The organism is Lysobacter firmicutimachus (assembly GCF_037027445.1).
Classification (GTDB): Bacteria; Pseudomonadota; Gammaproteobacteria; order Xanthomonadales; family Xanthomonadaceae; genus Lysobacter; species Lysobacter firmicutimachus.
Genome location: NZ_JBANDL010000002.1, coordinates 1,725,397 through 1,744,677 on the forward strand (window position 1 = coordinate 1,725,397; position 19,281 = coordinate 1,744,677).

The window sequence follows — 19,281 nt, forward strand, 5'->3', positions numbered from 1 at the left end:
ACGCGGCCGTGCCGCGCGCCGCCTTACCGAATGCTGCGGTCGGCGCGGCGGTCGATCGCGCGTGCGCCCGTCGCCGCCCAGGTTTCGGGCGCGGGCTGCGGCCAACGGCCGACCTGGGCGCGGGCGTACAGATAGCCTTGCTGCAGGACGATGCCCATCGATTTGAGCTGGGCCGCGTCGGCCTGGGTTTCCACGCCTTCGGCGATCAGGGCGATGCCGAGCTGGGCGGCGATCGAGACCAGGCCGGCAACGATCACCTGGCGGGCGCGGTCGGCGGCGATGCCGCGGACCAGGCCGATGTCGATCTTGATCAGGTCCGGCGCGCAATCGGCGAGCAACTCCAGGCCCGCGTAGCCGGCGCCGAAATCGTCGATCGCGGTGGCGTAGCCCCAGTCGCGCAACAACCGTTGCGCCTGGCTCCAGGCGCTGCGCGCGATCGGGCTGGACTCGGGGAATTCGAACACGATGCGCCGGCCGTCCAGCCCCAGCGTCTGCGCCTGGCGGTGCAGTTCGTGCAGGGCGATCGGATCGCCGAGCATCGACGGGCCGAGGTTGATCGACAGCCGTTGCGCGCCGGGCAGGTGCGCGGCGGCGCGCAGTGCGGCGCGGGCCAAGCGCCGTTCCAGGTCGGCGCGCGCCGGCGCGTCGAGGCCGGCGAACAGCGCGGCGGCGCCGTCGCTGCCGGCGCGGCGGCCGAGCGCTTCGTAGGCGAACACCTCGCGCCGGTCGAGATCGACGATAGGCTGGAACGCGATGGCGAACGCGCCCGACGCGCTGCGGCGCTGCGGCGCGGACGGCGCGGAACGCGGTGGTGCGGGCAAGGCGCTCATCGCGGCCGCGCCGCGGGAATATCGACCCGCGCGGTACGCCGCACGCTGACTTCGATCCGGCGGCGGGCCGACGACTCGCGCAGCGACCACGGCAGCGGCAGGTTGTCGGCGACGACCTCCAGGGTGTGTTCGCCGACCGACACGCGCGGGAAGGCGAATTCGCCGTTGCTGTCGGTGCGTACGGCGTAGCGTCCGTCGAGCACCACGGTGACGTTGGCCGCGGCCTGTTCGGAAGCGGCACGCACGCCGTCGTCGTTGTCGTCGAGGAACAGCGAGCCGGCGACGTGGCCGGTGGCCGCGCCCGGCGCGCCACCGAGCACCGCCTGGCTGCGGCCGCGCTGACGGTCATAGCGCAGGCTCAACAGCGCCGAGCGCTCGCGCGGCAGGGCCAGGAACGGCGACTCGATCGCCAGCGGATCGAGCGCGAACGGCGAGCGTTGGCGGCCGCGGCTCTGGTAGACGGCCAGGTTCAGTGACCAGCGCGGAGCGATGCGCCAGTCCAGGCCGAGATTGAGGTCGGTGCCGCGCAAGGCGCTGGCGCCGTCGCCGTAAGTCCAGCGTGCATTGCCGTCGAGGCTGACGCGCGAGCCCAGGGCCAGGCCGCCGTAGAAGGCCAGCGTGGCGGTGCGGGTGGAACCGGCGTCGGCGTCGGCGATCTCGCCGTAGCCCAGCGACACCGACAAGCGCCGGCCGGCGCGCAGCGGCAGCGCCTGATCGATGCTGGCCTGCCAGCTGCGGCCGAGGCCGTCGCCGTCGGCGTGATCGAATTGCAGCCGGGTCTGGCCCCACTCGCCGCTACGGTCGGCGAACAACTGCAGCGCATGCGCGTCGCCGTCGGCGTGGCGCAGACTGAGGCTGGCGCCGTAGCCGAGCCGGCTGCTGGCCTGATAGCGCGCGTAGGCGGTGGCGTACTGGCCGTCGAAGCCGTCGCCGCTGATGGAGCGGATGTCGTCGACGCCGGCGTTCCATTGCCAGCGGCCGTACTGATAGCCCAGGCGGTAGTAGCCGCCGCGCACGTCCTGGTTGATCGGCAGCGCGCCCCAGGCCAGGCCGGGGTCGAGCGAAAACACGCCGTAGTGGTGGCGATAGCGGCCGCGCCGGGCGCTGGCGTCGATCCAGCCGCCGGCGGCGTCGCGGCCGTCGTTGCGGCTGCCGAGCAGATTGAACTGCACGCTGTCGCGTTCGCTGCGCCAGCCGGCCGCCCAGTGCGCGGCCTGGCTGTCGCCGGAGGCGAAGTCCAGATCGCCGCGGCCGTCGGCGACGATCCGGCCGCCACTGCCCAGCACCGCCAGCGACTGGTTCCAGCCGGCGCCGCTGCGCCATTGCACACCGGCCGCCGCGACCCGGCCGTCGCCGGGGTCGAAGCCGGCCATGCGCCGGCCGTCGTAGACGCCGGCGCGGCCGAACGCGGCGTACGCCGAGGTGCCGTCGGCGTCCTGTCGCCATTGCGTGCTGGCGCCGGCCAGCGGCGCGGTCGGCAGGAAAAAGCGGTATTGATTGCGCTGCAGCTCCGGCGCCGGCGTATTGAGCACGCCCAGGCCGTTGTCCACGCGCCAGCCGCCGTCGAGATACAGATTGCGTTGCCACAACGTGGCCAGCCCGCCCCAGTCGCGGCCCTCGTCGCCGTGCAGGCGATCGCTGCGGAACAGGTTGGCGTCCAGCGACAGGCTGCCGTGATCGGCGGTTTCCCAGAACCCGCCCGCCGAAAGGCCGTGCTCGTCGTAGCTGCGCTCGCCGCGCTCGCTGCGCGCCAGTTGCAGCTCGACGCGCAACGCGCGCGGCGGGCCGTCGTCGTCGGCCGGCGCTTCGTCCTCGTCCGGCGGCAGCGGCGCCAGCGCCTGCGGGGCGATGATCCGGTCGCGATACGCGCCGGCGGGAGGCGCCGTCTCGCTGGCGGCGACCGGCGCGGCGACCAGCGCGCCGGCGACGCACCACGCCAGCCGGCGCAGGACGAGCCGGTGCGAGCCGGGGGGAGGCAACCTCATCGGTTCAATACGGCGTCGAGTTCGAGCCGCTGCCGGTCCCAGTCCAATGCGCCCTCGAGTTTCAAGGGATAGGCGATCGGCGGCGCCGGCGTGGCCGGATCGTCGCCTTGCGGTTGCAATGCGATCGACCGGGTTTCGCCCGGCAGGATGGGCAGATTGGACGGCGCGAAGGCGATCTTGCGGCCTTGCGCGTCGGTGCCGTCGATCAGGCCTTCCAGGCGCGAATGGGCGTTGCCGGCGTTGTGGATCTCCAGCACCGGCAGGTCGCGGCCGTCGATGCGCTGCACCCCCATCGCGCGGGTCTGCAGCCGCGCGGCGGCGCCGCCGACGGCGAGGTAGACGATGATGCCGATCCGCCCCGACACCGGCAGCGCGACCGAGCCGCGTACGGTTTCCGGTTCGCCTTCGAGCAGGATCGCGAAGCGGCATTCGCCGGCCGGCGCGTCGGCCGGCACCGCGACTTCGAAGCGATAGCGGCGCTTGCCCTGCGCGCCGACTTCGATCTGCGCCGCCTCCAGCCCCACCCAGGGGCGGCAGCTGTCCGGCGCCAGCGCCTCGTCGAAGATCGCCGCGCCCTGCGGGTCGAGGCGCCAGTCGGCGGTCTTGAGCGTGTAGCGCGCCGACGCCGGCGACAGATTGGAGATTTCGACCACGTTGCGATAAGTGGTGCCGGGCCGGGCCGAGTCTTCGAAGCGCGGCGGCGAAACCAGGGCCGAAAAGCCCTGCGCGGCGACGCACAGGGGCAGCGACGCGAGCAGAGCGGCGAGGGTGCGCAGGCGGGCGAGGCGCATCACGGAGTGTCCAGGTCGACTTCGAAGGAAAAATGCAGTTGCTCGGCGCGCGACAGGCGTTGTCCGTCGGCCTGCAGGTTCAGGCGCACGGTGTCTTCGAGCAGCCCGGCCGGCAGCGGACCGGCATAGACCAGGGCGCGCTCGCCGGCGCGCAGCGCGCCCGGCAGCAGGCGGCCGCGGGTGGTCCATTGGGTCAGGATCGGTCCCGAAGGCGAGGCGGGCAGGGTCATGTAGACGCGGCCCTGGCGGCCCTGCCAGGGCGACAGGTCCAGGCGGACCAGCACGGTCAGCGCACCGGACACGGTCTGGCGCGCGTGTTGGCCGGGCACGGCGTCGTCCCATTTCATTTGCACGTCGTTGTCCAGCACCTGGCTGGCGCTGTCGTCGACGCGGAAGGTGGCGGCCTGGGCCAGGCCGGCGCACAGCGACAGCAGCGCGATCGCCAGCCAGCGGCTCATGGCGCGCTCAGGGTGTAGACCACCCGGCCGGTGTAGGTGCCGGCGGCGACCACCGCGTCGTTGGCATAGCGGAAACGGTGGCAGCTCTCGCGCCAGCTGTTGGCCGGGAAGCTGGCCAGGCTCTGCACGCCGCCGTTGAAGCTGCCGGCCGGAATCGGCTGGGTGCCGGTATCGCCGTTGCCGCTGCTGGCCCAGGCGATCTGCGAGAAGGCGATGCTGTCGCCGTTGCCGTTGCTCAGCCCGGCGGGCGAGGACACGGTCAGGCTGGCCGAGCCGGTGGTGGTCGGACGGCGGTAGAAGCCGCCGATGTAGACCTCGTCGGGCACGTTGCAGAAGGTGTAGCCGTCGTAGTGGCTGGTGGTCTGGGTGGCGTCGCTGGTCATCGGCTGGTCGGTGCCGTTGCCGAGCGCCGCGGCCGGCACGGTCACCGAGACCTTGTTGAGCGTGCCGCCGCTGCCCGGCGTGCCGCCGCCTCGATAGGTCCCGGTGAACACGCCGTTGCCGATGCGCAGATAGACCGCGCGGGTGCCGGGCGAGATGGTGACCACGAAGGCCTGGGCGGCGCCGAGCCACAGCGCGGCCAGCGGCAGCAGGGCCCAGCGGATCTGGCGGATGGCGCGCAGCGATGGCGTCATGACGGACGGTTCCGGTGCGGAGGCGGAAGCCCTCCCGCGGACGCGCCGCGGGAGGAGGGAGCGAAACGGACGGCGGAGCGCGTCGCCCGTCCGCCGCTTACGGCATCGAAGCGGTGTAGGTGACGCGGCTGTTGTTGGCGTTGACGCCGCCGTACACGCCCGGGGCGACGACGTTGTTGTTGAGGTAGGTGTAGGTCCAACGCGCGCTGCGGTTGACGACCTTGCCGCTGGCCGGCGCGATGGTGAGCGGCGTCGAGGCGCCGTCGGTCAGCACCGGCGCCGGCAGGGCGGCGGTGTCGCTGGCGGTGGCGATCTGGCTGTAGGAAATGGTGTCGCCGGCGGCGCCGTTGCTGAGCGCGCCCAGCGCGGTGGCGCCGAGGGTGATGTTGCCGTTGTTGCCGACCACCTTGGCGGTGACTTCGCCGTTGCCGAGGTCGCCCGAGGTCGCGGTCGCGGCGACGGCGGCGCCGTTGCCGACGTTGGCGGCCGGGACGGCGAAGGCGATCTGGTTGACCGTCGCGGTGCTGGTGTAGTCCGCGCCGCTGCCGACGCGCAGGAACAGGATCTTCGGAATCGTGATCTGGAAGTCGAGCTTGGCGCTGGCGGTCAGCGGCGAGCCGGCGCCGGTGCTGTACTGCGATTCGGCCTGGGCGAGCAGCGGCGCGCCGGCCAGCAGGGCGGCGGCCAGAAGAGAGGTCGGGAGCTTGCGCATCATCGGGATCCAAAAGGAGGTGAGCGGCCGGGGCTCCGGGCGCTGACCGCAGGCAGAAGCAGGTTTCGTGCCAAAAAATGTGACACATAGCTCATTGAAATTGTTAACACAAAGTGATTTTTGCGTGAGGACGAGTGAGTCAGAAGCTGACCTGCGGCGTCGGTTTGCGTCTTTTCGGGCCAGGGTCGGCACGTCCTCGGGGCTATTCGGGACAGGAATGGCGGGCTGAGGCGGTCCGGGCGGGGCGGGATCGGCCGCTTCCCCGTTCATGTTTGTGGATGCGCCGACGGCCCCAGGGGGCGGCGCCGAGAAGCGGCTTCGGCAGGCCGTAGCCGGGGGCGCGGCGGCAGGGGACGACGGCCATGCCGCTGAGCGGCCCCGGCGGTGTATCGGCCTGCCGTGCCTCCGGAGGGCGGCCGTCGACGGGCGCGAGATCGTGGGCGCCCTGGCCCGCTCGCCGCGAATTCCGTTGCGCCGCTGCGATGTTCGAACCGGCGCGGTGCGCGCTCAGGCGCCGCGGCCGATTCCGCTGTCTGCGGCAACGCCACCGCCGCGCGGACCGTCGCGACGGCGCACCGCGGTCGGACCGTACGGGGCCGGCGAGCGCGCTTCACTCTTGCTTCACCGCAGCCACACCGCCGGGCCATCGCGTCCCCGCATGCGCTGCGCATGCTGCGCTCCGAGTTCGTAACCAGGAGCAGGACCATGCGGGTGTGGCTGAAGATGTTGTTGGTGCTGGGGATGACCCTGGCGATCCTGATACCGCTGTTGATGATCGGCGGGATCATCGACGAGCGGCAGGGCTATCGCGCCGAAGCGGTGAACCGGATGGCGCGCAGCTACGCCGGCGCGCAGGCCTTTTCCGGGCCGGTGCTGGTGGTGCCGTACGAAGAGACCTGGATCGAGCAGGAGAAGGACCTCGACGGCGCGATCAAGCAGGTGCGGCGCCGCGAAGTCGCGCACTGGACTTTCTTCCCGAACAAGCTCGAGGTCGAGGGCGAACTGCTGCCGCGCGTGCGCCAGCTCGGCCTGCACAAGGTGCGGGTGTACGACTGGACCGGCCATGCGCGCGCCGATTTCAGCGCGACCATTCCGGCCGACCCGGCAGTCGATTCGACCCGCAACGGCCGCGTGCGCAGCATCGGCCGGCCGTGGATCAGCTACGCCTTCGCCGACGTGCGCGGCCTGCGCGCGCCCAAGCTGCGTTTGAATGGCGTCGAGGCGGCGATCGAGGACGGTCTGGGCGCGCGCGACGGCGGCGGCATCCACGCCCGCCTGGCGGCGCCGGCGCCGGGCGCTCAGTTGCGCGTGAACACCGACCTGAGCTTCGTCCTCGGCGGCACCGAATCGCTGGCGCTGGTGCCGCTGGGCAAGAGCAACCGCTTCGCCCTGCATTCCAAGTGGCCGCACCCGAACTACGGCGGCAGCTTCCCGCCGAGTTCGGACGACATCAGCGAGAACGGCTTCCGCGCCGAATGGCAGGTGGCCTCGGTGGCGACCAACGCCCAGCGCCAGTACCTGGCCGGCAACGTGCTGCCGGTGGTGCGCCTTACCCGCGACGACGACTCCAACGAACCGATCGGCGAAGTCAACGCGGTGCAGGTGACGCTCAAGGACCCGGTCAACGTCTACACCCAGGCCGACCGCGCGACCAAGTACGGCTTGCTGTTCGTGTTGCTGACCTTCGTCGGCTTCTTCATGTTCGAACTGATCAAGCAATTGCGCATCCACCCGATCCAGTACGGCCTGGTCGGCTTGGCGCTGGCGATCTTCTTCCTGCTGCTGGTCAGCCTCAGCGAGCACATCGCCTTCGGCTACGCCTATCTGGCGGCGAGCGCGGCCTGCATCGGCCTGCTGGTGTTCTATCTCAGCGCGGTGCTGCGCAGCCTGGTGCGCGCGCTCGGCTTCGGCGCCATGCTGACCACGCTGTACGGCGCCCTGTACGGGTTGCTGGTGTCCGAGGACAACGCGCTGGTGCTGGGCGCCGGCCTGCTGTTCCTGATCCTGGCCACGATCATGGCGGTCACCCGCAAGGTCGACTGGTACCAGCTCGGCGGCGGGCTGCCGCGCCGTGCGCCGGTGCCGGACCCGCCGGTCGGCCCGCTCTGACCGCTCATGCCGCGCTCGGGACCGCCCGGGCGCGGCGAGGCCGCGGCTGCGCAAACCTTGATACAGAAAAGATCGGTCCGGGAACGGCACGGCGGCTTGCGCGCTGACTAAGATGGACCGATGAAGAAGCCGATGCCCGTCATCCGCAGTTTCGCTGGGGTGGAGATCGCCCCTCATCTGCCGGCGCTGGCCGAACTGCGCATGCGCGTGTTCCGCGACTGGCCGTATTTGTACGACGGCGACGCCCAGTACGAGGAGCGTTACCTGCGCACGTATCGCGATTCCTGGCGCAGCGTGGTGGTGCTGGCTTTCGACGGAGGGCGCGTGGTCGGCGCCTCGACCGGGTTGCCGCTGAGCGACGAGACCGACGAGATCCGCGGGGCTTTCGACGGTCATCTGGTCCAGGTCGAGCACGTGTTCTATTGCGGCGAGTCGGTGTTGTTGCCGGAGTATCGCGGGCTCGGCGTCGGCCATCGCTTTTTCGACCTGCGCGAGGCGCATGCGCGCGCGCTGGGCGATTTCCGCTGGACCGCGTTCTGCGCGGTCGAGCGCGATCACGACGACCCGCGCCGGCCGGCGTTCCACCGCGGCAACGAGGTCTTCTGGCGCAAGCGCGGCTACACCCATCGTCCCGAACTGCGCGCCCACCTGAGCTGGAGCGAGGTCGGCCGCGGCGAACAGCCGCATACTTTGAGTTTCTGGCTGCGGCCTTTGGAGCGTGGGCGATGAGGCATGCGGCATGAGGAGCGCGGGATGAGGATAGCGGTGGCCAAGTACCGGATCGGCGCGCCGCGCGATTTCGCCGAGTTCGCCGACAAGCAGGCGCAGTGGCTGGCCGAGGCGCGCGCCGGCGGCGCGCAGGTGGCGGTGCTGCCGGAGTACCTGTCGCTGGAGCTGGGCGCGACCTTCGGTGCCGCCACCCAGGGCGACCTGCATGCCTCGCTGGTCGCCACCCAGGCCTATCGCGGCGCCTGGCTGGAACTGTTCGGCCTGCTCGCGCGCGAATTGCGCCTGCACGTGGTGGCCGGCAGTTTCCTGCTCGATCCGGGGCACGGCCGCTATCGCAACCGCTGTTACGCCTTCGCGCCGGACGGCGGCCGGGTGTGGCAGGACAAGCTGCAATTGACCGGGTTCGAAAAGCGCGCCGGGGTGATCGAGGCCGGCGACGAGCTCAAGGCTTTCGCCCTCGGCCCGACGCGCGCGGGCATCGCGGTCTGCTACGACATCGAATTTCCGCTGCCGGTGCGCGCGCAATGCGAGGCCGGGGCGCGGTTGTTGCTGGCGCCGAGCTGCACCGACACCGAGGCCGGCGCGACCCGGGTGCGGGTGGGGTGCCTGGCGCGCGCGCTGGAGAACCGTTGCTTCGTCGCCCAGGCGGTGACCGCGGGCGATGCGGCCTGGAGTCCGGCGCTGGACGTGAACACCGGCGAAGCCGCGGTGTACGCGCCGATGGACGTCGGCCTGCCGGCCGACGGCGTGCTTGCGCAGACCCGCGGCGGGCAGCGCTGGGCGTATGCCGATCTGGATTTCGCCGCGCTCGACGCCAGCCGCGAGCGGGCGCAGGTCGCCAACGATCGCGACTGGCCCGGCCAGCACGCCCCGGCGATTGCGCGGGCGCGCGTGCAGGCCTGGGAACCGCGCGGCTGATCCCCGGGCGTCGCGGACGCCGCGCGCCTGTAGGGGCGGCGTCCCACGGGGATTTCCTTCGGTCATAAGCTGCGACTCACCGAAGCGACCCGCGCAAGCGTGGCCCCAAGGAGCCCGCTTGCACGGCGCTGCTCAAGCCAGCGCCTGGTGTGCGAATCGCTTCGGCGGACGACGTGGTATGGCCTGGCTTCGGTTGTCGCGGCTCACGCCGCTCCTACAGGGGCCGGTTGGCGGCGCCGCTGGACGGAGCATGGCGATCGCGGCTCGCGCCGCTCCTACCCCTGGATGGAGGACCCGCCAAGGCCGCATCGTCGTTCCCCTCTTTGCAAAAAAGGGGCAGGAGCGATTTGCTCTTCCCGAATCCCGAATCCCGAATCCCGAATCCCGCCCTCACCACAACGACACGCCGGGCACCAACCACAGCGACAGGCCGGCCAGTGCGCTGCCGATCGCGGTGGCGGCCAGCACGTCGCTGGGGTAGTGCAGGCCCAGCACCACGCGCGAGGCGGCGACGCTGGCGGTGAAGGGGATCAGCAGCCAGGCCAGCAGCGGGTAATGGGCCATGGCGACCAGGCTGAAAGCCACCGCGTGCAAAGTGTGGCCGGAGGGGAAGCTGAACTCGTCCAGCGGTGCGACCCAGGCGTGGATGCGTTGATCGGACGCGAACGGGCGCGGGCGCCGGGTCCAGCGCTTGAGCAGTTTGTACAGCGCCAGTGCGATCACGCCGGTCGCGGCCAGATGCAGCGAGGCGCGCAGGCCGTCGTAGCCGTCGGCGACGATCAGCGCGGCCATCAGCACGTACCAGAACACGCCGTCGCCGAGCCGGCTGATCGCGGCGAAGTAGGCGCGCGAGCCGTTGCGTTCGCCGAGCCGGTTGGCGCGCAGACACCAGCCGGATTCGCCGTCGCTGAGGCGTTTGCGCAGGGGCATGCGGTTCATGCGACCTCCTGGGGCGGTTTGCCGGGAGCGGTTTGGGGCGGAACGGTTTCGGAGGGCATTGGGCGGATAGCGCCGGCGGGTTCGGAGCCGTCGTCGGCGCGAAGCTGGCGTCCGGGCGTGTTGCGTTCGGCGAGGCCGCGCAGCAGCGCGTCGAAGTCGGCCGCGACCTGCTCCGGGCGCAGCCCGGCGATCGCCTCGCGGCCGGCGTGGGCCATCGCTGCGCGCAGCGCGTCGTCGCTGCCGATGCGCACCGCCGCGGCGACGAAGCCGGCGTCGTCGCCGTCGGCGATCGCGGCGCCGTCGCGGCCGTCGCGCAGATGCTCGTGGGCGGCGCCGTAATCGAAAGCTACCGTCGGCACGCCGCTCGCCATCGCTTCCAGGGTGACGTTGCCGAAGGTTTCGCTGTGGCTGGGGAACAGGAACAGATCGCCGCTGGCGAAGTGGCTGGCCAGGGCCTGGCCGCGCTGCAGGCCGCAGAAAATGAAATCCGGGTTGTCGCGTTGCAGTTTTTCGCGCGAGGGTCCGTCGCCGACCCAGACGAAGCGCGCCTGCGGCCGTTGCGCCTGCAGGGCGCGGAACGCGCGCACTGCCAGATCGAGGTTCTTTTCAGGGGCGATGCGGCCGACGTAGATCGCCGCCAGGCCGTCCTCGCCCAGGCCCCAGTCGCGGCGCAGGGCGGCGCTGCGCCGTTGCGGATCGAACAGCGCGGTGTCGACCGCGCGCGGCAAGCGCACCACGTCTTCGAAGCGGCGTGCGCGCAGGAACTCGGCCAACTCGCGGGTCGGCACCAGGGTGGCGTCGGCGCCGTTGTGGAAGCGGCGCATCCAGTCCAGGGCGATGCCGCCGAGCCACGGCGCGCCGTAGTCGCGCATGTATTCGTCGAAACGGGTGTGGAAGCCGGTCGCGGCAGGAATGCCCAGGCGGCGCGCGGCGCGCAGCGCCGACCAGCCCAGCGGGCCTTCGGTGGCGACGTAGATCGCGTCCGGGCGCTGCCGGGACCAGGCCGCGCGCAGACGGCCGGCGCAGGGCAGGCCGAAGCGCAGGCCGGGATAGCGCGGCAGCGGCAGGCCGGGTACCAGCACTTCGTGCGCCTGGCCCCGGTCGACATCGCCGTTCTGACGCGGCCGCACCAACTCGACCGCATGGCCGCGGGCGCGCAGACCTTGTTCCAGCCCTTGCACGGTCAGGGCGACGCCGTTGATCTCCGGCGGATAGGTCTCGGTGACGATCGCGTAGCGCATGCGCGGCTCCCGGTTTGGGCAAGCCTGGGGGCGTGGCATGTCCCGGACGTGGCGCCGGTATGACCGCGGTATGACGCCGTCGCGGGCAAGCGGCAGGAGCGTGACCGGATGCGCATTTGTCCGCCGCGGAGCGGGTCCGGGCCGGGCCGTCAATGCCGGCACACTGGGGTCATGTTCCGGAGTGTTAACAACCCGATCCCTACAATCGCCCGATTCATTGGATCCGGGTCCCCCGCCGGTGCACCGACGCGAGCTACTCAAAACCGGGCTATCGCTGCCCCTGCTGGGCGCGGCCGCCTCCTGGACCGCTGTGGCGGCGGGTCCGGCGCAGGCGTTCGGCGCGGACACGGTGCCGGCGCTGGCGCGCGCGCTGGCCGCGAAACCCCACCGCGCCGGCGACAGCGAGCTGCCGCCGGCGCTGGCCGCGCTCCCCTACGACCGCTACCGCGACATCCGTTTCGACCCGGCCCAGGCGCTGTGGAAGGCCGAACGGCTGCCGTTCCAGCTGCAGTGTTTTCACCGCGGCTTCCTGTTCAAGCAGCGGGTCGACGTGCATCTGGTCGACGCCGGGCAGGCCACGCCGCTGCTGTACCGGCCGCAGATGTTCAGCTTCGGCGCGGCGCCCAAGCCGCAGCAGGACGACCTGGGTTTCGCCGGGTTCCGCATCCATGCGCCGATCAACCGCGCCGATTACTACGACGAGGTCGCCGCCTTTCTCGGCGCCAGCTATTTCCGCGCGGTCGCCAAGGACCTGCTGTACGGCCTGTCCGCGCGCGGCCTGGCGCTGAACACCGGCGCCGGCCAGGACGAAGAGTTTCCGCAGTTCGTCGGGTTCTGGATCGAGCGGCCGACGCGGCGCGCGCGCAGCATCGTGGTTCACGCCCTGCTCGACAGCCCCAGCGTGGCCGGGGCGATGCGGTTCGCGATCACGCCCGGCGCCGAGACCGTGTTCGATACGCAGCTGCGGCTGTATCCGCGCGTTGGCCTGGCGCGGGTCGGCATCGCGCCGCTGACCAGCATGTACCACTTCGACGCGGCCAACCGGGTCGGCATCGACGACTTCCGGCCCTCGGTGCACGACTCCGACGGCCTGGCGCTGTACAACGGCGCCGGCGAGCAGATCTGGCGTCCGCTGCACAATCCGCGCACGCTGCAGGAAAGCGCGTTCCAGGACCGCCGCCCGCGCGGCTTCGGCCTGATGCAGCGCAAGCGCGCCTTCGCCGACTACGCCGACGCCGAGGCCCATTACGAGCGCCGCCCGAGCCTGTGGGTGGAGCCGCTGGGCGATTGGGGCGAGGGCGCGGTGCATCTGATCGAAATACCGACCGGCGACGAGTACCACGACAATATCGTCGCCTTCTGGCGCCCGCGCGCGCCGTTGGCGGCCGGCCGCGAGTACCGTTACGACTACCGCCTGCATTGGTGCGCGCGCCACGCCTGGAAGCCCGAGCTCGCCGGCGTCGCCGGCACCCGCATCGGCGCCGGCCGCGACGGCGCGCGCCGGGTGGTGATCGACCTGGAGGGCGGTCGCCTGGCCGCGCTCGGCCGCGAGGCGCGCTTGCGCGCGTCGGTGTGGGCCTCGGCCGGTCGCGTCGTCGACGCGGTCGCGCACGCCAACGCCGGCACCGGCGGCTGGCGCATGGCCTTCGAACTGCAACCGCAGGATGCGCGCAGCATCGAGTTGCGCGCCGTGCTCGAAGACGAGCGCGGTCCTGTTTCCGAAACCTGGCTTTATCGTTGGACCGCATGAATCCCACCGCTCCGTTGCACCGTCCCAGCTCTACGCCGTACGAGGCTTTGCCGCCGGAGTCGCCGCTGGCGATGCCGGTGCAGTCGTTGTCCGCCGGCGCGCTGTCGCGGGCGCCGCTGCCGACCTTGCCCAGCGCGATGGGCTGGCGTCGCCTGTACGTGATCGGCGGCGCCGCGCTGCTGACCTTGATCGCGGCCTATCAGATCCTGCGCGTGCTCTACGTCGGCGGGCTGAATCTGCTCGAAGGCGTGCTGTTGCTGCTGTTCGTGTTCCTGTTCGCCTGGATCGCGCTGGCCTTCACCAGCGCCCTGGCCGGCTTCGTCCTGATCCTGTCGCGGCGGCGCTGGCGGTTGGGCCTGAAGCAGGGCGGCGAACTGCCTGCGTTGGGCGAGCGCACCGCCTTGCTGGCGCCGACCTACAACGAAGACCCCGAGCGGCTGATGGCCGGTCTGCAGGCGATCTACGAATCGGTCGCCGCCACCGGCCAGCTCGACAAATTCGACTTCTTCATCCTCAGCGACAGCACCAAGGAGCCGATCCGGCAGGCCGAGATCCGCGCCTTCCAGGCGCTGCGCGAGCGCACCGGCGGCCAGGCGCGGATCTTCTACCGCCGGCGCAAGAACAACGCCGAACGCAAGGCCGGCAACATCGCCGAATGGGTGCGCCGCTTCGGCGCGGCCTATCCGCATATGCTGATCCTCGACGCCGACAGCCTGATGACCGGCGAGGTCATCGTGAAGCTGTCGGGGGCGATGGAGCAGCATCCGGACGTGGCCCTGATCCAGACCCTGCCGATGATCGTCAACGGCCAGACCCTATTCGCGCGCATGCAGCAGTTCGCCGGCCGCGTGTACGGCCCGGTGATCGCCTACGGCATCGCCTGGTGGCACGGCGCGGAAAGCAACTACTGGGGCCACAACGCGATCATCCGCACCCGCGCCTTCGCCGATCACGCCGGCTTGCCCGAACTGCGCGGCCGGCGCCCGTTCGGCGGCACCGTGCTCAGCCACGACTTCGTCGAGGCCGCGTTGATGCGCCGCGGCGGCTGGGCGCTGCACATGGTGCCGGGACTGGTCGGCAGCTACGAGGAAGGTCCGCCGTCGTTGACCGACATGCTGGTGCGCGATCGCCGCTGGTGTCAGGGCAATCTGCAGCACACCGCGGTGCTGCCGGCGCGTGGCCTGCATTGGATCAACCGACTGCACCTGCTGATCGGCATCGGCCATTACTTCACCGCGCCGATGTGGGCGATGCTGATGCTGATCGGCCTGGCGATCCCGCTCGACCATGCCGGTTTCTTCAACTGGGACAGCGTGCGCCTGCCGGGCTTCTCGCCCAGCGACTACTGGCGCGACCAGGACCCGGACCGGGTGCTGTGGGTGTTCGTGGCGACCATGGCGGTGCTGCTGGCGCCGAAGTTCATGGCCTACCTCGCGTTGCTGACCGATCCGGACACCCGGCGCGGCTGTGGCGGCGCGGTCCGCGCCTTCGTCAGCATGATCTTCGAGACCCTGCTGGCGGCGTTGATGGCGCCGATCACCATGTACGTGCAATCGCGCGGCGTGGCCGAAGTGCTGGCCGGCAAGGATTCGGGCTGGGAGTCGCAGCGTCGCGACGACGGCAGCCTGCCGCTGTCGGGCCTGGTCCGCAGCTACGGCGGGCTGAGCCTGCTCGGCCTGTTGATCGGGTCCATGGCCTATGTGATTTCGCCGCCGTTGGCGGCATGGATGTCGCCGGTGATCCTGGGCCTGATCGTGTCGATTCCGGTGGTGGCCTTCACGTCCTCGCGCGGGCCGGGGCAGTTTCTGCGCAAGCTCGGCATCTTCCGCATTCCCGAGGAAGTGACGCCGCCGCCGGTGCTGGTGCGGGCGCGGCAATTGCGCGCCGAAGCGGCGCAGCGTTCGGCGCAACAGGCCTCCGCAGCGCCGGTAGCGCAGAAGTAGGAGCGACGCGAGCCGCGACCGCCATCGTTCGATCTCGCCGCGTCTTTGTCCTGGGCCCCTGTAGGAGCGGCGTAAGCCGCGACCAAGGGACGCGCAGAGGAATCAACGCCTTCGCCATCGATCGAAGCTCGAAACCCCCGCGAGGTAGGAGCGGCGCAAGCCGCGACCGCGCTCTTGCGGTCTCACGGCTCATGCCGTTCGAAGGCTTCTAAAGCGTCAAAGCCAAGCGTCCGTCCGCAAGCGGCCGGGTCACTTTCTTCGTCCAAGGCGACAAAGCCCTACGGGCTTTCCTTCGGTCAAAAGTAACCGAAGAAAACGCCATGGCGGTTTCGGATCAAGAGCCACTATGGGACGTAGCTTGCGCGGGGCTGCTCCGCACAGGCCATCCTTGGTTTGGCTGCGCACGGCCCGCCTCCCTGCGGGCCGCCCTCCATTTGTCTTGGCGAGTTCGAAGCGGCGCCAAGCTGTTCACGGCAACAGCAACAGCAACCGCAACCGCGGGCGCTGGGCGTCGCTTGCCGTGCGGCGCCTGGAAGGATGCGGCCGCGGGCGTGGACTGCATGCGCCGCGCCGCGGCCGGCGCGGTCTGTGTGGCGGGGCTTACGAAGCCAGCAGCTTCAGCGCGATTCCCAGACCCGCCATGTCCTGCGGTTCGCCTTCCAGGTCGGCGCGGATCAGCGGGCGCGATTCCAGCCAGCGCTTGGACACGGTCAGGGTCAGGGTCGAGCCCTCGACCTGGGCGTCGAGTTGCGGGATCGGGTCGGATTCGTGGGCGCGGTGCAGCAGCACCGCCAAGCGCAGCAGGGCCGAGCTGCGGCGGACCGCGGCCAGCAAGCGGTCGGGCAGGGCGTCGAACGCGGACTTGGGAATGCCGCGGCGATGGGTGCGCACCAGCGCGGCGAGGAATTGCTGTTGCTGGCGCGAGAAGCCGGAGATGTCCGAGTTCTCGATCACGTAGGAGCTGTGCACATGGTATTGGCTGTGGGCGATGGCCAGGCCGAGCTCGTGCAGGCGCGCGGCGCGCTGCAGCATCAGCCGGTCGTCGGCGTCCAGGCTCCAGCCCTGGGCGACCTGGTCGAACAGCCGCAGCAAGGTCGCCTCGACCCGCGCCGACTGTTGTTCGTCGATGCCGTAGCGCTTGACCAGCGCCGCTACCGCCGCGTCGCGCGGGTCGTCGGCGCCGCCGCGGCCGAGCATGTCGTACAGCACGCCCTCGCGCATCGCCGCCTTGCTGACCGCCATGCGCTGCAGGCCGAGCACGTTGAACGCGGCTTCCAGGATCAGGATGCCGCCGGCGATGATCGGGCGGCGGTCGGAGGACAGGCCGGGCAGGTCGATCGCATCGATGCGGTCGGCCTGCAGCAGGCGGTCGCGCAGCTGCGGCAGGGCGTCGGCGGTGACCGCGCCCTTGGTCAGCTTCATCGCCGCGCAGATCTCGCCGATCGCCTTGTTGGTGCCGGACGAACCCAGCGCCTCGTGCCAGCCCAGCGCGCGGTAAGTGCCGGCGAACTGCTGGAACTCGGCCGATACCTCGGTCAGCGCGTCGCGCCATTTCTTCTTCGACAGCTTGCCGTTCTCGAAGAAGCGGCGGGTGCTGGCGACACAGCCGACCTGCAGGCTTTCGCGCTCGATCGCCTCGAAGCCGCTGCCGACGATGCATTCGGTGGAGCCGCCGCCGATGTCGATCACCAGCCGGCGCTCGCCGGGCTTGGACGGTTGGGCGTGGGCGACGCCGAGGTAGATCAGGCGCGCCTCCTCGCGGCCGGACACCACTTCGATGGCGTGGCCCAGGGCCGATTCGGCCGGCATCAGGAAGGCCTGCGGCGCGGCCAGGCGGCGCACGGTGTTGGTGGCGATCGCGCGCACCCGTTGCGGCGGCACGTCGCGGATGCGCTGGCCGAAGCGCGACAGGCAATCCAGCGCGCGCTGGCGCACCTCCGGCGCCAGCCCGCCCTTGCGGTCCAGGCCTTCGGCCAGGCGCACGGTTTCGCGCAGGCGGTCGACGGTGCGCAGCTGGCCGAGCACGTAACGTGCGACCACCATATGGAAGCTGTTCGACCCCAGGTCGACGGCGGCGAGCAGGTCGCCGTCCTGGAGCGGCAGGCGGGTGGTCGGGAACACGTTATTCATGGCGCGGAATTTTCGACTATCCGCACAGTTTGGCCAACAGGGTCGCCTGGGCCGAATGCGGCATGGCGCCGTCTTCGGGGACGATCCGGCTGTAGCGACCGTCGGCGCCGAGCTGCCAGGCGTTGAGGTTGTCGCTCAAATAATTGGCCAGCGCCTCCTCGTAGACCCGCGCGCGCAGGTCCGAATCCAGGATCGGGAAACCGGTCTCGATGCGCCGCAGCAGGTTGCGCTCCAGCCAGTCGGCGCTGGAGCAGAACAGGTCCGGCGCGCCGTCGTTGGCGAACCAGTAGACCCGGTGGTGTTCGAGGAAGCGGCCGACGATCGAGCGCACCCGGATGTTGTCGGACACGCCTTCCACGCCGGGGCGCAGGGTGCAGGCGCCTCGCACGATCAGGTCGATCTGGACCCCGGCCTGCGAGGCCTGGTAGAGGGCGCGGATCACCTGCGGCTCGTTCAAAGCGTTCATCTTGGCGACGATCCGCGCCGGCTTGCCGGCGCGAGCGTGCTTGGTCTCGCGGTCGATGCGCTTGAGCACCCCGGCGTGCAGGGTGAACGGCGACTGCAGCAGGCACTTGAGCTTGAGCGACGGCGCCAGGCCGGACAGTTGCTGGAAGATCAGATGGACGTCGTTGCCGATGTCGGGGTCGGCGGTGATCAGGCCGAAGTCGGTGTAGGCGCGCGCGGTGCCGCTGTGGTAGTTGCCGGTGCCCAGGTGCACGTAGCGTTTGAGCTTGCGGCCCTCGCGGCGCACGATCAGCAGCATCTTGGCGTGGGTCTTGTAGCCGACCACGCCGTACACCACCTGCACGCCGGCTTCCTGCAGCCGGTCGGCCAGCCCCAGGTTGGCCTCTTCGTCGAAGCGCGCGCGCAGCTCGACCACCACGGTGACGTCCTTGCCGTTGCGCGCGGCCTGCACCAACTGCTCGACGATCGGCGAGTCCTTGCCGGCGCGGTACAGGGTCTGCTTGATCGCCAGCACGTTCGGGTCTTCGGCGGCCTGGCGGATCAGCTCCAGCACCGGCGCGAACGAGTCGAAAGGATGGTGCAGCAGCAGGTCGCCGTCGGCGACGGTGTCGAAGATGCTGTCGATGCCGGCCGGCACGCGCTGCTGGTAGGAGGGGAACTTCAGTTCCGGGCGCTGGACCAGGTCGTAGACCTGGATCACCCGGTTGAGGTTGACCGGGCCGTTGATGCGGTAGACCGCGTTCTCGGGCAGGTCGAAATTCTCCAGCAGCGTGCGCACGATCGGTTTCGGGCACTGCTCGGCGATCTCCAGCCGCACCGCGCGCAGATAGCCGCGGCCGATCAGCTCGTCGCGCAGGGCCAGGGCGATGTTGTCGACTTCCTCCTCGTCGACCAGCAGCTCGGAGTTGCGGGTGACGCGGAACTGGTAGGCGCCCTTGACCTCCATGCCCGGGAACAGCTCGTCGACGAAGGTCGACAGCACCGAGGACAGGAACACGAAGTCGTGCTTGCCGCCGGACACGTTCTCCGGCATCTGGATGATGCGCGGCAGCGAACGCGGCGCGCGCACGATGGCCAGATTGCCGGCGCGTCCGAACGCGTCCTTGCCCTTGAGCACGACGACGATGTTGAGCGACTTGTTGAGGATCTTCGGGAACGGGTGCGCCGGGTCCAGGCCCAGCGGCGACAGCACCGGCATGATCTCGTCGCGGAAATAGGCGCGCAGCCAGCGGGTCTGGCGCGCGTTCCAGGAGTTGCGGCCGAGCACGCGCACGCCGGCCTCGTTCAGCGCCGGGCGCAACACGTCGTTCCAGCACTCGTACTGCGACTTGACCAGCTCGGCGGCGCGCTCGTGGATGCGCGACAGCACCGTCTGCGGCGCCAGTCCGTCCGGGCCCGGCGCCAGGCCGAGGTCCTGGGCGTGGCGCAGGGTGCCGGCGCGGATCTCGAAGAACTCGTCGAGGTTGGTGCAGGAGATGCACAGGTACTTCAGCCGCTCCAGCAGGGGCACCTGCGGGTCCTGGGCCTGGGCCAGGACGCGGAAGTTGAAGTCCAGCTGCGACAGCTCGCGGTTGAAGTACAGCGCGCTGTCGCGCAGCGGATCGGTATCCAGCGGTGTTTCCGTCATCGCGTTCATGGCGCTACAG

14 protein-coding genes and 1 pseudogene are annotated in these 19,281 nt (G+C 70.6%); 5 read left to right on the plus strand and 10 right to left on the minus strand.

The window, feature by feature from the left end; translation table 11 throughout:
• Positions 1-23: 23 nt before the first annotated feature.
• From V2J18_RS07505 to V2J18_RS07530, 6 genes are all read right to left on the minus strand, one after another.
• The gene (locus tag V2J18_RS07505; RefSeq protein ID WP_064746252.1) at positions 24-830 is read right to left on the minus strand and encodes an EAL domain-containing protein; all 807 of its coding nucleotides are present in this window, start codon (positions 828-830) and stop codon (positions 24-26) included.
• Positions 827-2,815, minus strand: a complete 1,989-nt coding sequence (locus V2J18_RS07510) for a carboxypeptidase-like regulatory domain-containing protein (protein WP_336131440.1) — start codon at positions 2,813-2,815, stop codon at positions 827-829. The genes V2J18_RS07505 and V2J18_RS07510 overlap by 4 nt, the downstream gene beginning before the upstream one ends.
• Positions 2,812-3,606, minus strand: a complete 795-nt coding sequence (locus tag V2J18_RS07515) for a COG1470 family protein (protein ID WP_336131441.1) — start codon at positions 3,604-3,606, stop codon at positions 2,812-2,814. The genes V2J18_RS07510 and V2J18_RS07515 overlap by 4 nt, the downstream gene beginning before the upstream one ends.
• Entirely contained in the window at positions 3,606-4,064 is a 459-nt protein-coding gene (locus tag V2J18_RS07520) for a hypothetical protein (protein ID WP_336131442.1), read from the minus strand. Before V2J18_RS07520 ends, V2J18_RS07515 begins: the two co-directional genes overlap by 1 nt.
• The gene (locus tag V2J18_RS07525; RefSeq protein ID WP_336131443.1) at positions 4,061-4,699 is read right to left on the minus strand and encodes a hypothetical protein; all 639 of its coding nucleotides are present in this window, start codon (positions 4,697-4,699) and stop codon (positions 4,061-4,063) included. The genes V2J18_RS07520 and V2J18_RS07525 overlap by 4 nt, the downstream gene beginning before the upstream one ends.
• 97 nt (positions 4,700-4,796) lie before the next feature.
• Complete coding sequence (locus V2J18_RS07530; protein ID WP_141233304.1) at positions 4,797-5,411, minus strand: hypothetical protein; 615 nt, start codon at positions 5,409-5,411, stop codon at positions 4,797-4,799.
• A gap of 705 nt (positions 5,412-6,116) precedes the next feature.
• Here V2J18_RS07530 and creD point away from each other — a divergent pair.
• From creD to V2J18_RS07545, 3 genes are all read left to right on the plus strand, one after another.
• Positions 6,117-7,520 (plus strand): cell envelope integrity protein CreD, encoded by a 1,404-nt coding sequence (gene creD, locus V2J18_RS07535; protein WP_336131444.1) that lies wholly within the window; start codon positions 6,117-6,119, stop codon positions 7,518-7,520.
• Positions 7,521-7,640: 120 nt separating this feature from the next.
• A complete protein-coding gene (locus V2J18_RS07540) occupies positions 7,641-8,249 on the plus strand; it encodes a GNAT family N-acetyltransferase (protein WP_064746245.1) in 609 nt (202 codons plus the stop codon).
• A gap of 24 nt (positions 8,250-8,273) precedes the next feature.
• Positions 8,274-9,167 (plus strand): carbon-nitrogen hydrolase family protein, encoded by an 894-nt coding sequence (locus V2J18_RS07545; protein ID WP_064746244.1) that lies wholly within the window; start codon positions 8,274-8,276, stop codon positions 9,165-9,167.
• A gap of 390 nt (positions 9,168-9,557) precedes the next feature.
• Here the strand turns inward: V2J18_RS07545 and V2J18_RS07550 are convergent, their stop codons facing one another.
• Together V2J18_RS07550 and V2J18_RS07555 are read right to left on the minus strand one after the other, a co-directional pair.
• On the minus strand, positions 9,558-10,097 hold the full coding sequence (locus V2J18_RS07550) for a phosphatase PAP2 family protein (protein ID WP_087960656.1): 540 nt from the start codon (positions 10,095-10,097) through the stop codon (positions 9,558-9,560).
• A 137-nt stretch (positions 10,098-10,234) separates the two neighbouring features.
• A pseudogene (locus V2J18_RS07555) lies at positions 10,235-11,347 on the minus strand (glycosyltransferase family 4 protein); the annotation flags it as partial.
• 310 nt (positions 11,348-11,657) lie between these two features.
• Here V2J18_RS07555 and V2J18_RS07560 point away from each other — a divergent pair.
• On the plus strand, positions 11,658-13,097 hold the full coding sequence (locus V2J18_RS07560; RefSeq protein WP_336131445.1) for an OpgD/OpgG family glucan biosynthesis protein: 1,440 nt from the start codon (positions 11,658-11,660) through the stop codon (positions 13,095-13,097).
• Positions 13,094-15,040, plus strand: a complete 1,947-nt coding sequence (mdoH, locus tag V2J18_RS07565; protein WP_336131446.1) for a glucans biosynthesis glucosyltransferase MdoH — start codon at positions 13,094-13,096, stop codon at positions 15,038-15,040. Before V2J18_RS07560 ends, mdoH begins: the two co-directional genes overlap by 4 nt.
• 600 nt (positions 15,041-15,640) lie before the next feature.
• Here the strand turns inward: mdoH and ppx are convergent.
• Positions 15,641-17,170, minus strand: a complete 1,530-nt coding sequence (gene ppx, locus V2J18_RS07570; RefSeq protein WP_336131447.1) for an exopolyphosphatase — start codon at positions 17,168-17,170, stop codon at positions 15,641-15,643.
• 16 nt (positions 17,171-17,186) lie between these two features.
• Positions 17,187-19,271 carry a polyphosphate kinase 1 gene (gene ppk1, locus V2J18_RS07575; protein WP_336131448.1) on the minus strand — a complete coding sequence of 695 codons (2,085 nt, stop codon included), beginning with the start codon at positions 19,269-19,271 and terminating at the stop codon, positions 17,187-17,189.
• Positions 19,272-19,281: the final 10 nt, after the last annotated feature.

What these genes read in the sequence shown, in the direction of transcription:
- V2J18_RS07505 (WP_064746252.1), bottom strand. Translation starts at nt 830, where the DNA reads ATGAGCGCCTTGCCCGCACCACCGCGTTCCGCGCCGTCCGCGCCGCAG.
- V2J18_RS07510 (WP_336131440.1), bottom strand. Translation starts at nt 2,815, where the DNA reads ATGAGGTTGCCTCCCCCCGGCTCGCACCGGCTCGTCCTGCGCCGGCTG.
- V2J18_RS07515 (WP_336131441.1), bottom strand. Translation starts at nt 3,606, where the DNA reads ATGCGCCTCGCCCGCCTGCGCACCCTCGCCGCTCTGCTCGCGTCGCTG.
- V2J18_RS07520 (WP_336131442.1), bottom strand. Translation starts at nt 4,064, where the DNA reads ATGAGCCGCTGGCTGGCGATCGCGCTGCTGTCGCTGTGCGCCGGCCTG.
- V2J18_RS07525 (WP_336131443.1), bottom strand. Translation starts at nt 4,699, where the DNA reads ATGACGCCATCGCTGCGCGCCATCCGCCAGATCCGCTGGGCCCTGCTG.
- V2J18_RS07530 (WP_141233304.1), bottom strand. Translation starts at nt 5,411, where the DNA reads ATGCGCAAGCTCCCGACCTCTCTTCTGGCCGCCGCCCTGCTGGCCGGC.
- creD (WP_336131444.1), top strand. Translation starts at nt 6,117, where the DNA reads ATGCGGGTGTGGCTGAAGATGTTGTTGGTGCTGGGGATGACCCTGGCG.
- V2J18_RS07540 (WP_064746245.1), top strand. Translation starts at nt 7,641, where the DNA reads ATGAAGAAGCCGATGCCCGTCATCCGCAGTTTCGCTGGGGTGGAGATC.
- V2J18_RS07545 (WP_064746244.1), top strand. Translation starts at nt 8,274, where the DNA reads ATGAGGATAGCGGTGGCCAAGTACCGGATCGGCGCGCCGCGCGATTTC.
- V2J18_RS07550 (WP_087960656.1), bottom strand. Translation starts at nt 10,097, where the DNA reads ATGCCCCTGCGCAAACGCCTCAGCGACGGCGAATCCGGCTGGTGTCTG.
- mdoH (WP_336131446.1), top strand. Translation starts at nt 13,094, where the DNA reads ATGAATCCCACCGCTCCGTTGCACCGTCCCAGCTCTACGCCGTACGAG.
- ppx (WP_336131447.1), bottom strand. Translation starts at nt 17,170, where the DNA reads ATGAATAACGTGTTCCCGACCACCCGCCTGCCGCTCCAGGACGGCGAC.
- ppk1 (WP_336131448.1), bottom strand. Translation starts at nt 19,271, where the DNA reads ATGAACGCGATGACGGAAACACCGCTGGATACCGATCCGCTGCGCGAC.